The organism is Streptomyces sp. NPDC053750 (assembly GCF_044544295.1).
Lineage (GTDB): Bacteria > Actinomycetota > Actinomycetes > Streptomycetales > Streptomycetaceae > Streptomyces.
On record NZ_JBITXB010000023.1, the window covers coordinates 1 to 13,771 of the forward strand.

Annotated in this window: 2 protein-coding genes; both read right to left on the bottom strand. The window is 72.9% G+C overall.

The genetic code is table 11. The features are described 5' to 3' along the window. On the bottom strand, window positions 1-8,793 hold an 8,793-nt coding region (locus ACIGO6_RS36805; RefSeq protein ID WP_399884256.1), incomplete at its 3' end, for an SDR family NAD(P)-dependent oxidoreductase. 138 nt (window positions 8,794-8,931) lie between these two features. Next, window positions 8,932-13,770: a type I polyketide synthase gene (locus ACIGO6_RS36810; protein WP_399884258.1), complete on the bottom strand. Its 4,839-nt coding sequence runs from the start codon at window positions 13,768-13,770 to the stop codon at window positions 8,932-8,934. Window position 13,771 lies beyond the last annotated feature (1 nt).

A 13,771-nucleotide genomic window follows, 5' to 3' on the forward strand; every position in this document is an offset into this window, starting at 1 on the left:
CAACCGGCCGTCCGCCGACTGCAACTCCGCCAGCACACCCTCCGTCGCCGACCGCACCGCAGCCGCGTCGGCGCCCGGCTCGGGAACGACGACCCGCGCCTCCGGCAGACCGCCGGCGCTCGCAGCGGGCAGCTTCACCCACTCCAGCTGGAACATCGACTCGTGGAAACCGGAACCGGCAACAGCGAGCTGGTCGACGGACACCGCTCGCAGCACGAGTGCGTCCACCGACGCCACCGCACGCCCTTGGTCGTCCGCGATCGCCAACGTAACGCCGTCGGTGCCCTTCCGGGACAGTCGCACACGCACGCGAGCGGCGCCCGTGGCGTGCAGCGAGACTCCGGTCCACGCGAACGGCAGGCGCGCCGAGTCGGCGCCCCCTTCCAGCAGACCGGTCGCGTGCAGGCAGGCGTCCAGCAGCGCGGGATGCACGCCGAAGCCCTCCACCTCCGTCCCCTCGGGCAACGACACCTCGGCATACACGTCGTCACCGGAACGCCAGGCGGCCGTCAGCCCCTGGAACACCGGCCCGTACTCCAGACCGGCCCCCGCCAGATCCTCGTAGAGGCCGGCCAGATCGACCGGCTCCGCACCGGACGGCGGCCACTGGGCCAGGTCGAAGGAAGCGCCGGGAGCACCGGCGGAGACGACGCCCGTGGCATGACGAGTCCAGGACTCCTCCATGTCGTCGGGACGCGCGTACACGTCGACCGGGCGTGTGCCGTCGTCGCCGACGGTGCCGACCACGACCTGTACGGCGACTCCGCCGCGCTCCGGCAGGACGAGCGGCACCTCGAGGGTGAGTTCCTCCAGCGTGCCGTGTCCGACCTGGTCGCCGGCGGCGATGGCCAGGTCCACCAGTCCGGTGCCGGGAAACAGGACCGTGCCGCCCACCGCGTGATCGGCCAGCCACGGCTGCGACGCCGTCGACAGCCGCCCCGTCAGCACCACCCCGTCCGAATCGGGCGACGCCACCACCGCACCCAGCAGCGGATGCTCCGCTCGGCCGAGGCCCACGGACGTGACACCACCGGTGTCCGCACCGGCCCAGGCCTCGGCCCAGTACTCCAGGGAGTCGAGCCAGTAGCGCTGCCGTTGGAAGGCGTAGGTGGGCAGGTCGACGCGGCGGGCGCCGGTGCCGGCGTAGTAGGCGGTCCAGTCGACGGGGGTGCCGGTGGTGTGCAGGTGGGCGAGGGCGGTGACGACCTCGGTGACCTCGCTGCGCTCCCGGCGCAGGGCCGGGACGAACTCGGCGCCCTCGGCGCTCTGGCGGCCCATCGCGGTCAGGACCGCGTCCGGGCCGAGTTCGAGGTACGTGGTGACGCCGGAGTCGGCCAGGGTCCGTACGGCGTCGGCGAAGCGGACGGCTTCGCGGACGTGCCGGACCCAGTAACCGGCGTCGGCCAGCTCTGCCGCGCCGACCACGGAACCGGTGAGGGTGGAGACGATGGGGATCTGGGGTTCGCCGTAGGTCAGGCCCTCCGCGACCGTGCGAAAGTCGGTGAGCATGGGCTCCATCAGCGGGGAGTGGAAGGCGTGGGAGACCTTCAGCCGACTCGTGCGCCGGCCCAGGTCCGCGAAGTGCGCCTTGACCCGCTCCACCTCGTCCTCGGCGCCGGAAACCACCACGGCGGTGGGCCCGTTGACGGCCGCGACACCGACCGCATCCGACAGCAGCGGTACGACCTCGTCCTCGGTCGCTTCCACGGCGGCCATCGCCCCACCGGAGGGGAGGGCCTGCATCAGCCGGCCCCGGGCCGCGACCAGCCTGGCCGCATCCTCCAGCGACAGCACACCCGCCACATGCGCGGCGGCGAACTCACCGATCGAATGCCCGGCCAGATAATCCGGCCGCACACCCCACGACTCCACCAGCCGGAACAGGGCGACCTCGACGGCGAACAGCGCAGGCTGCGTGAACTCCGTGCGGTTCAGCCGCTCCGCGTCCTCACCCCACACCACCTCCCGCAACGGCACGTCCAGCCCGGCCAGCACCTCCAGCACCGCGTCGAAGGCCCCGGCGAACACCGGGAACGCCTCATACAGCTCCCGGCCCATCCCCAGCCGCTGCGCCCCCTGACCCGTGAACAAGAACGCCGTACGTCCCGCACCCCGCGTACTGCCGCGCACCACACCCGCAGCAGGCCGACCGGCCACGAACGCCGACAGACCCGCCAGCAACTCCTCCCGATCCGCACCCACCACGGCAAGGCGGCGGTCCATGGCGGCCCGGTCCGTTGCCAGGGAGTAAGCGACATCAAGGGGGCGGAGGTCGGGGTGAGCCTCGACGCAGGACTTCATGCGCTCGGCCTGGCCACGCAGCGCCTCGTCGGTCTTCGCCGAGAGGAGCCACTGCACGAGAGGTGCGGCGCCGTCGGCCGGGGACTGCGGCGCGGGAGACTCGGGGGCCTGTTCGATGATGACGTGGGCGTTGGTGCCGCTGATGCCGAAGGAGGAGACACCCGCCCGACGCGGACGGCCCGTCTCCGGCCACGACCGCGACTCCGTCAGCAGACGGACGTCGCCTTCCGACCAGTCCACCTGGTGAGTCGGCTCGTCCACGTGCAGGGTCTTCGGCAGCACTCCGTTGCGGATCGCCTCGACCATCTTGATGATGCCGCCGACACCGGCCGCCGCCTGGGTGTGGCCCATGTTCGACTTCAGCGACCCCAGCCACAGCGGCTGGTCCTCGGGGCGGTCCTGGCCGTACGTCGCCAGCAGCGCCTGCGCCTCGATCGGGTCACCCAGCGTCGTCCCCGTACCGTGCGCCTCCACCGCGTCGACATCGGCGGTGGTCAGGCCCGCCGAGGCCAGGGCCTGGCGGATGACCCGGCGCTGCGAGGGACCGTTGGGCGCGGTCAGACCGTTGCTCGCACCGTCCTGGTTGAGGGCGGAGCCGCGCACCACGGCCAGTACCGGGTGTCCGTTGGCCCGGGCGTCCGACAGCCGCTCCACGAGCAGCATGCCCGCGCCCTCGCTCCAGGCGGTGCCGTCCGTGGAGGCCGCGAAGGACTTGCAGCGGCCGTCGGGGGCAAGCCCCCGCTGCCGGCTGAACTCGACGAACGCCTCCGGCGTCGCCATCACCGCCACACCACCGGCCAAGGCGAGGGAGCACTCACCCGACCGCAGCGCCTGCGCCGCAAGATGCAGCGCGACCAGCGACGACGAGCACGCCGTGTCGATGGTGACGGCGGGGCCCTCGAGACCGAAGACGTACGAGACGCGGCCCGAGGCGATGGCACCGGTTCCGCTGTTCCCCGCGTAGTCGTGGTACATCATCCCGGCGAACACGCCGGTGGCCGACCCCTTCAGCGTGGTCGGGTCGATGCCCGCCCGCTCGATCGCCTCCCACGCCGTCTCCAGCAACAGCCGCTGCTGCGGGTCCATGCCGAGGGCCTCGTTCGGTGCGATGCCGAAGAAGGCGGGATCGAAGTCGCCGGCGTCGTGCAGGAACCCGCCGTGCCGGACGTAACTGGTGTTCGGCCGCTCGGAGTCCGGGTCGTACAACTCCTCGATGTTCCAGCCGCGGTTGGTCGGGAACTCCGACACCGCGTCCACCCCGTCGGCCACCAGACGCCACAGGTCCTCCGGCGTCTCCACCCCACCCGGGAACCGGCAGCTCATCCCCACGATCACGATCGGATCGTCATCGGCGGCGACCGCGGTGGGCAGGATGACCGCCCCGTCCGTGTCACCGTCCGAGAGCTCCTCGAGCAGGTAGCGGGCCAGCGCGTCGGGCGTGGGGTAGTCGAAGACGAGTGTGGCGGGCAGCCGCAGTCCGGTGTCCTCGTTGAGGCCGTTGCGCAGTTCCACAGCCGCCAGGGAGTCGACGCCGAGGTCGCGGAAGGCGCGCTCGGCCTCGACCGCGCGTGCATCCGCGAAGCCGAGAACGACTGCCGCCCGGTTGACGACCACGTCGAGCAGCGTGGCGTGCTTCTCCTCGTCCGGCAGCGAAGCCAGCCGCTGTCGCAGCGCACCGGTCTCGACCTGGGGGGCATCGGCACTGCGACGGCGCCGTGCCGCCCCGGGGACCAGTCCTCGGAAGAGCACGGGCAGGTCCGCGCCCTGGGTCCGCAAGGCGGCCAGGTCGAACTTGGCGGGTACGAGAACGGGGTCGGCGCTTCCTTGTGCGGCGTCGAAGAGCGCGGTGCCCTCGTCGGGGGCGAGGGGGCGAACGCCTCCCTGGGACATACGGTCCCGGTCCGCCTCATCGAGGGTGCCGGCCATGCCGCCGGCCCACAGACCCCAGGCGAGGGACTGGGCGGGCAGACCGTTCGCCCGGCGGTGGACCGCCAGACCGTCGAGGAAGGCGTTGGCTGCCGCGTAGTTCCCCTGACCCGGCGCACCGAGCGTGCCGGATCCGGAGGAGAAGAGGACGAACGCGGAGAGGTCCTGCTCGGCGGTCAGTTCGTGCAGGTTCCAGGCGGCGTCCACCTTCGGACGCATCACCCGCTCCAGCCGCTCCGGCGTCAACGAACCGATGACCCCGTCGTCCAGAACACCCGCGACATGCACCACCGCCGACAGATCCACACCCGCCAGCAGCGCCGCCAACGCCTCACGGTCAGCCGCGTCACACGCGGCCACCCGCACCCGCGCACGCAGCCCCGACAACTCCGCCACCAGCTCGGACATCCCCGGAGCCTCATCGCCCCGACGACTGACCAACAGCAGACTGCGCACCCCATGCGCAGCCACCAGATGCCGCGCGAACAGACCACCCAACGTGCCCGACGCACCCGTCACCAACACCGTGCCATCCGCACCGAAACCCGACCCGCGCTGGACGTCCGCCACCGGAGTACGCACCAGACGCGCACCATGGACGACACCCTCACGGATCACGACCTGCGGCTCACCCGACGCCAACGCCGACGACACCGCCGCGGCCGTGTCCGCCGAGTCCGTGTCGACCAGAACGAACCGGCCCGGATCCTCCGACTGCGCCGAACGCACCAGACCCCACACCGCCGCACCCGCGAGATCCGCGACGTCCTCACCCGGCAACGCCACCGCACCCCGCGTCACGAACACCAACCGGCCGTCCGCCGACTGCAACTCCGCCAGCACCGCCGACGTCGCCGACCGCACCGAAGCCGCATCCATCCCCGGCTCCGGGACGGACACAGCCACCTGCGGCGACTCACCGGGCACCGGGGCCGCCGGAACGGGCGTCCACTCGACCCGGAACAGCGCGTCGTGGAAACCGGCGCGAGCCGCGGCAAGCTGGTCCTCCGAGATGGGCCGCAGGACCAGGGACTCGACCGTCGCCACCGGGCGTCCGGACGCGTCGGCGACCGCGAGGGCGACTCCCGACCCGGTGGGCGTCAGCCGCACCCGCACGGTGGCGGCTCCGGAGGCGTGCAGCGTCACCCCCGACCAGGCGAAGGGAAGCGCGGCCTGGCCGCCGGTGACGCCGGTGAAGCTGACGGCGTGCAGGGCGGCATCCAGCACGGCGGGGTGCAGACCCAGACGCTCGGCGTCCTTGTGTCCCCGGTCGGGAAGCGCCACCTCGGCGTACACCGTGTCGCCGGACCGCCACGCCGCCTTGAGTCCCTGGAACACCGGCCCGTACTGAAGACCGAGCCCGGCCAGGTCCGTGTAGAGGCCCTCCACGTCGAGGGCGTCGGCGCCGGCCGGCGGCCACTGGGTCAGGTCGAAGCGGCCCGGCTCGGCGCCCCGCGCCAGCACTCCGGCGGCGTGACGGGTCCAGGGCTCGTCCTGGGAGGCCCGGGAGTGCACGGTGAGCGTACGGGTGCCGGAGCTGTCGGCCGTGCCCACCGCGACCTGCACCTGTACCGCTCCGTGCTCGGGCAGGGCGAGCGGCGCCTCCAGGGTCAGCTCCTCCAGGACGTCGCAACCGACCTGGTCACCGGCACGGACCGCGAGTTCGACGAAGCCGGTGCCGGGGAACAGGACCGTGCCGCCCACCACATGGTCGGCCAGCCACGGCTGCGACGCCGTCGACAGCCGCCCCGTCAGCACCACACCGTCCGTGTCGGCCAGTGTGACTGCCGCACCGAGGAGCGGATGGTCGGCCGCGTCGAGGCCCGCCGATGCGACGTCTCCCGCGCCGTTCTCAGGGGTGATCCAGTAGTGCTCGCGCTGGAAGGCGTAGGTGGGCAGGTCGACCCGGCGGGCGTCACGCCCGGCGAAGACGGACTCCCAGTCCACGGCCACACCGTGTACGTGGAGCTGCCCGGCGGCGGTGAGCACCTCGGTGGCTTCCGCACGGTCGCGGCGCAGGGTGGGGACGAAGACGGCGTCCTCGTTGGTCTGGCGGCCCATCGCGGTCAGGACCGCGTCCGGGCCCAGCTCCAGGAACCGGCTCACCCCCTCCGCCGTCAGCGACTGCACGGCGTCGGCGAAGCGGACGGCCTCGCGGACGTGGCGGACCCAGTAGCCGGCGTCGGCCAGCTCTGCCGCGCCGACCACGGAACCGGTGAGGGTGGAGACGATGGGGATCTGGGGTTCGCCGTAGGTCAGGCCCTCCGCGACCGTGCGGAAGTCGGCGAGCATCGGCTCCATCAGCGGGGAGTGGAAGGCGTGGGAGACCTTCAGCCGGCTCGTGCGCCGGCCCAGGTCCCCGAAGTGCGCCTTGACCCGCTCCACCTCGTCCTCGGCGCCGGAAACCACCACGGCGGTGGGCCCGTTGACGGCCGCGACACCGACCGCATCCGACAGCAGCGGTACGACCTCGTCCTCGGTCGCTTCCACGGCGGCCATCGCCCCACCGGAGGGGAGGGCCTGCATCAGCCGGCCCCGGGCCGCGACCAGCCTGGCCGCATCCTCCAGCGACAGCACACCCGCCACATGCGCGGCGGCGAACTCGCCGATGGAGTGCCCGGCCAGGTAGTCGGGCCGGATGCCCCACGACTCGACCAGTCGGTACAGGGCGACCTCGACGGCGAACAGCGCGGTCTGGGTGAACTCGGTGCGGTTCAGCCGCTCCGCGTCCTCACCCCACACCACCTCCCGCAGCGGCACGTCCAGCGCGGCCAGCACCTCCAGGACCGCGTCGAAGGCCTCCGCGAACACCGGGAACGCCTCGTACAGCTCCCGGCCCATCCCCAGCCGCTGCGCCCCCTGACCCGTGAACAAGAACGCCGTCAGGCCGTCCGAGACGAGACCGCGCAGGACACCGGTGTGGGGCTCGTTGCGGACCAGGGCGTCGAAGGCGGTGGCCGCCGACCGGTGGTCCTCCGCGAGCACCAGGGCACGGTGCTCCAATGCGGCACGGGTGGTCGCCAGAGAATGGCTCAGGTCGAGGGGGCGCAGGTCGGCGTGCTCGCCGACGAACGCGCCGACGCGCTCTGCCTGGGCGCGCAGGCCATCGGCGCTGCGGGCGGAGATCAACCACGGCAGGGGCGTGCCGGCGGGCCAGGGCAACGGGGCGGGTCGGTCCTCGTCGGACTCGCCGGGTTCCGGCGCGGGGGCCTGCTCCAGGATCAGGTGGGCGTTGGTGCCGCTGACGCCGAAGGCGGAGACGGCGGCGCGGCGCGGGTGGCCGCCCTCGGGCCAGGGGCGGGCCTCGGTGAGGAGTTCGACCTGTCCGGCGGACCAGTCGACATGGGTACTGGGCCGGTCGACGTGCAGGGTCTTCGGCATGGTCTCGTGGCGCATCGCCATGACCATCTTGATGATGCCGCCGACACCGGCCGCCGCCTGGGCGTGCCCGATGTTCGACTTCAGCGACCCCAGCCACAGCGGCCGGTCCTCCGGACGGCCCTGCCCGTACGTCGCCAGCAGCGCCTGCGCCTCGATCGGGTCACCCAGCGTCGTCCCCGTACCGTGCCCCTCGACGACGTCGACCTGGGTGGCGGAGATCCGGGCGCTGCCGAGTGCCTCGCGGACGACACGCTGCTGGGAGGGGCCGTTGGGCGCGGTCAGACCGTTGCTGGCACCGTCCTGGTTGATCGCCGAGCCCTTGATGACGGCCAGGACGGGGTGGCCCTTGGCCCGGGCGTCCGACAGGCGTTCCAGGACGAGTACACCGGCGCCCTCGGCCCAGCCGGTGCCGTCGGCCGCGTCGGCGTACGCCTTGGCACGTCCGTCGGCGGCCAGGCCTCCCTGGAGGGCCATGCCGAGGAAGGGACCGGGGGTCGACATCACCATGACGCCGCCGGCCAGGGCGAGCGAGCACTCCCGTTCCCGCAGGGCCTGCGCCGCCAGGTGGACGGCCACCAGCGAGGAGGAGCAGGCGGTGTCCACGGTCACGGACGGGCCTTCGAGGCCGAGCGCGTACGACACACGGCCGGCGATGACGGCGGCCACCGCTGCCGTGCCCATGAACGGGCCGGCCGCCTCGGGCGCGGCGTTGAGCAGGTCGCCGTAGTCCTGGAACCCGGATCCGGCGAAGACGGCGACCTGACCGCCGCGCACCTTGTCGGCGGGGATTCCGGCCCGCTCGAGCGCTTCCCAGGACAGTTCCAGCATCAGCCGCTGCTGCGGGTCCATGGCCACCGCTTCACGCGGCGATATGCCGAAGAACGCGGGGTCGAACTCCCCGGCCCCGTCGATGAAGCCGCCGACGCGCGCGAAGTCGGCGTCGCCGAAGGCGTCCAGGTTCCAGCCGCGGTCGGCCGGGAAGGGGGACACCGCGTCGCGGCCCTCGGCCACCAGGTTCCACAGGCCCTCGGGGGAGCGGACGCCTCCGGGATAGCGGCAGCTCATGGCCACGATCGCGATCGGGTCCTGCTCCCTTGTCTCGTACTCCTGAAGTCGGCGGCGCGTGCGTGCCAAGTCCGCAGTGACCCGCTTGAGGTAGTCAAGGAGCTTCTGATCGTCAGCCATTCCCCGCCTCGCAACGTCCTGTGGAATACGCATGGTTCTGTGGTCTGGGTGCTTCGAGTGGTACTGGTGCCCGGTGGTGCCAGTGCCGGGTGCTACTCGTGTTTCGCTGGTGCTGGTGCTGGTGGGTGCGCGGGACCTTCAGGTCAGGCCCAGTTCCTTGTCGATGAAGTCGAAGACGTCGTCGGCGGTCGCGTCCTCGACGAGCGAACCGGTCGTACCGCCGAGCCGTACCGTCAGGGCCTCGAGGCGGCCGGGGATCCGGTGGCGTTCGAGGTCATCGGTGGGCAGGGCCGCCAGTGCCTCCTCCAGCCGGTCGAGTTCGGCCAGTACGGACATCACCTGGCCACCGCCGTCGGTGTCCGGGCACAGTTCGTCACGCAGATGGGCGGCGAGCGCCTCCGGCGTCGCGTGGTCGAAGACCAGGGTCGCCGGGAGCTTTCGGCCGGTGGCGGCCGACAGGGCGTTCCTCAGGTCGGTGGCGGCCACGGAGTCGAAGCCGAGGTCGGTGAAGGCCCGGGCGGGATCGAGCGTGGCCGGGTCGTCGTAGCCGAGCAGGGCGGCCACGTGGCCCCGGACGAGGTCGAGCAGGGTCCGGCCGCGCTGGGCGGGTGTGAGGTCCTTCAGCCGCCGGGTGAACTCCTCGCCGTCCGCCGTCGGTTCACCGCTGTCCTCGTCGGTGCCGTCGAGAGCCGTGCGCGCTTCCGGTACGGCGTCGAGGAGGGGCCGGGGGCGGGCCAGTGCGTAGACGGGTGCGAAGCGGGACCAGTCGATGTCGGCGACGACGATCCGGTGCTCGTCGTGGTCGAGGATGCGTCCCAGGGTGCCGACGGCGAGCCGCGGCTCCATCGGCGGGGTGCCGATCCGGCTGAGGGCAGCGCCCAGTTCCGCGTCGACCATGCCGCTGTCCCAGGAGCCCCAGGCGACGGAGGTCGCGGTGGCGCCCCGGGCCCGGCGCCGGTCGGCCAGCGCGTCGAGGAAGGCGTTCGCACTGCCGTAGGCGGCCTGGCCGGCACTGCCCCAGACCGCGGATCCGGAGGAGAAGAGCACGAAGGCGTCCAGCGGACGGTCGCCGAGCAGTGCGTCGAGGTGCAGGGCGCCGCCGACCTTCGCGTCGGCGACGGTTCCGAACTCCTGGAGGGTCAGCTCGGACAGCGGTGCGATCCGCTGCATCACGCCGGCGGCGTGCACGACGGCGGTCAGCGGGCGGTCCTCGGGGATCGCGTCGAGCAGCGCGCGCACCGCGTCGCGGTCGGCGACGTCGCACGCCTCGACGCTGACCGTGGTGCCCCGGGCGGCGAGCTCGGCGACCAGGTCGGCGACGCCGTCGGCGTCGGGTCCGCGGCGGCTGGTCAGCAGCAGGTGTTCGGCACCCCGGTCGGCGAGCAGGCGGGCCACATGGGCGCCGAGCCCCCCGGTGCCACCGGTGATCAGGGTCGTACCGCGCGGCCGCCACTCACGGACCGGCGGCTCGGCACCCAAGGGGGCGCGCACCATGCGGCGGCCGAGCACCCGGTCGCCGCGCAGCGCGATCTCGTTCTCGTCACCGGGGGCGGCCAGCACGGCGCAGAGCCTGCGGACCGTCTCGTCGTCGATCGTGCCGGGCAGGTCGATCAGGCCGCCCCAGCGCTCGGGAAGGTCCAGCGCGAGTCCCGAACCCAGGCCCCAGACGGCGGCCTGGAGCGGCGCGGGGACCCCGTCGGTGGGGTCCGCGGTGACCGCCTCGCTGGTGAGGCACCACAGAGGAGCGGTGAGTCCGGCGTCTCCGAGGGCCTGAACCAGGGTCACGGTGGCGGCGGTGCCCCGGGACAGCGCCGGATGGCGGGGGTGCGGGCGGTCGTCGAGGGCGAGCAGCGACAGGGCACCGGCCAGCGCGGTGTGCCCGCGCAGTTCCTCGGTGAGCGCGGCCCGGTCGTGGTCGCCGACTTCGAGGCGTACGGTCCACAGGCCCTGGGCGGCGAGGCCGTCGGCGAGGGCACGGACCCGGGGGTCGTCGGCGCTTCCCTCGGGCACGGCCAGCAGCCAGGTCCCGTCCGGGATGGTGCGGTCCCCGGCGGCGGTCCGAGGACCGACCGGGTGCCAGGCGACGCGGTAGCGCCACGCGTCCGTCCGCGCCTGCTCACGCACGCGCAGCCGCCAGTCCTTCAGCGCGGGCAGTACGTCGTCGAGGGCCTGCGCGGGCGCGCCCGTCCGGGCGGCGAGGGCCGCCCCGTCCTCGCGCTCGATGATCTCCCAGGTGACGGTGTCGGCGGCGTCCGGGGTGACCGGCGCCCCGGCGGTCCCGGGCGTCTCGGGGTCGCGCCAGAACCAGCGGCGCTGGAAGGCGTAGGTGGGCAGGTCGACGCGGCGGGCGCCGCGTCCGGCGAAGTACGCCCGCCAGTCCACGGCGGTGCCACGGCAGTACGCCAGCGCCACCGCGGCCACCAGCTCCCGCTCCTCGCCACGCTCCCGGCGCAGCGACGACACGAATTCGGCGTCCTCGGTATACTGCCGGCCCATCGCCGTCAGCACCGCGTCCGGCCCCAGCTCCAGGAAGGTGATCACACCCTTGTCCTCGAGCGTCCGCACCGCGTCGGCGAAGCGGACGGCTTCGCGGACGTGGCGGACCCAGTAGCCGGCGTCGGCGAGTTCCGTCGCGCCGACCACGGAACCGGTGAGGGTGGAGACGATGGGGATCTGGGGTTCGCCGTAGGTCAGGCCTTCCGCGACCGTGCGGAAGTCGGTGAGCATGGGCTCCATCAGCGGGGAGTGGAAGGCGTGGGAGACCTTCAGCCGGCTCGTGCGCCGGCCCAGGTCCCCGAAGTGCGCCTTGATCCGCTCCACCTCGTCCGCCGTGCCGGAGACGACGACGGCGGTGGGCCCGTTGACGGCGGCGACACCGACCGCATCCGACAGCAGCGGCACGACCTCGTCCTCGGTCGCTTCCACGGCGGCCATCGCCCCACCCTCGGGCAGGGCCTGCATCAGCCGGCCCCGCGCCGCGACCAGCCTGGCCGCGTCCGCGAGTGACAGCACACCCGCCACATGCGCGGCGGCGAACTCCCCGATCGAGTGCCCGGCCAGGTAGTCGGGCCGCACCCCCCACGACTCCACCAGCCGGAACAGCGCAACCTCGACGGCGAACAGCGCAGGCTGCGTGAACTCGGTGCGGTTCAACCGCTCCGCGTCCTCGCCCCACACCACCTCCCGCAGCGGCACGTCCAGCCCGGCCAGCACCTCCAGCACCGCGTCGAAAGCCTCCGCGAACACCGGGAACGCCTCGTACAGCTCCCGGCCCATCCCCAGCCGCTGCGCCCCCTGACCCGTGAACAGGAACGCCGTCAGACCGTTGTCGCGGGCGGTTCCCCTCGCGAGGCCGGGCACGGGCTCCCCTTCGGCCAGCCCTTCGAGCCGGCGGACCAGTTCGGCGTGCCCGTCCGCCACCACCACGGCGCGGTCCGGGAGCGCCGTACGGGTGGTGGCCAGCGAGTAGCCGAGGTCGAGCAGGCTCGGCGCGTCCGCGGACCCGGCGAGCGAGAGCAGGCGTCGGGCCTGGGCGCGCAGGGCGTCCGTTCCCTTGCCGGACAGCGCCAGCGGAACGACCGTTGCGTTTCCGGCCGACGGCCCGGACTCCTCCGGCCGCTCGGCCGGGGGCGCTTCCTCGATGATCACGTGGCCGTTGGTGCCGCTGAAGCCGAAGGAGGAGACACCCGCCCGGCGTGGTTGACCCGTCTGCGGCCACGGCTGCGACTCCGTCAGCAGCCGCACGTTCCCGGCCGTCCAGTCCACCTTGGAAGAGGGCTCGTCGACGTGCAGGGTCTTGGGCAGTACTCCGTTGCGGATCGCCTCGACCATCTTGATGATGCCGCCGACACCGGCCGCCGCCTGGGCGTGCCCGATGTTCGACTTCAGCGACCCCAGCCACAGCGGCCGGTCCTCCGGACGGCCCTGGCCGTACGTGGCCAGCAGCGCCTGCGCCTCGATCGGGTCGCCCAGCGTCGTCCCCGTACCGTGCGCCTCCACCGCGTCGACCTGGTCGGCGGTCAGCTGGGCGCTGACCAGCGCCTGTTCGATCACCCGCTGCTGGGAGGGGCCGTTGGGCGCGGAGATGCCGTTGCTGGCACCGTCCTGGTTCACCGCCGATCCCCTGACGACCGCCAGGACGGGGTGCCCGTTCGCGAGCGCGTCCGACAGCCGCTCCACCAGCAGCATCCCGACGCCTTCCCCCCACCCGGTGCCGTCCGCGGCCGAGGCGAAGGACTTGCAGCGGCCGTCGGGGGACAGACCGCGGTCCTGGCTGAAGCCGACGAAGGAGTGGGGGTGGGCCATGACGGTCGCGCCGCCCGCGAGGGCCAGGGTGCACTCGCCGGAGCGCAGCGCCTGGATCGCCAGGTGCAGCGCCACCAGCGACGAGGAGCACGCGGTGTCCACCGTGACGGCCGGGCCCTCCAGGCCCAGCGTGTAGGCGATGCGTCCGGACGCGACGCTGGCCAGGCTGCCCGTGCCGCCGCCCACGAGGTAGTCGTGGTACACGACGCCGGCGAAGACTCCGGTCCTGGACTTCTTCAGCGAGCCGGGGTCGATGCCCGCTCGTTCCAGGACCTCCCAGGAGGTCTCCAGCAGCAGGCGCTGCTGAGGGTCGGTCTCCCTCGCCTCCTTGGGACTGATCTTGAAGAAGTCGGCGTCGAACTCCCCCGCGTCGTGGAGGAATCCGCCCTCGCGGGCGTAGGTCTTGCCGGGCGTGGCGGGCTTCGGGTCGTAGAGCGCCTCGATGTCCCATCCCCGGTTCTCGGGGAACGACGAGATGGCGTCACGACCGGACTCGACCAGGTTCCACAGCTCCTCCGGGGAGCCGACGCCGCCCGGGAAGCGGCAGCTCATGGCCACGATGGCGATGGGCTCGTGGTTCCTGGCCTCGGCTTCGCGCAACCGCCGCTTCGTCTGCTGGAGATCGGCCGTCGCGCGTTTGAGGTAGTCGCGGAGCTTGTCGTCGTTCCCCATC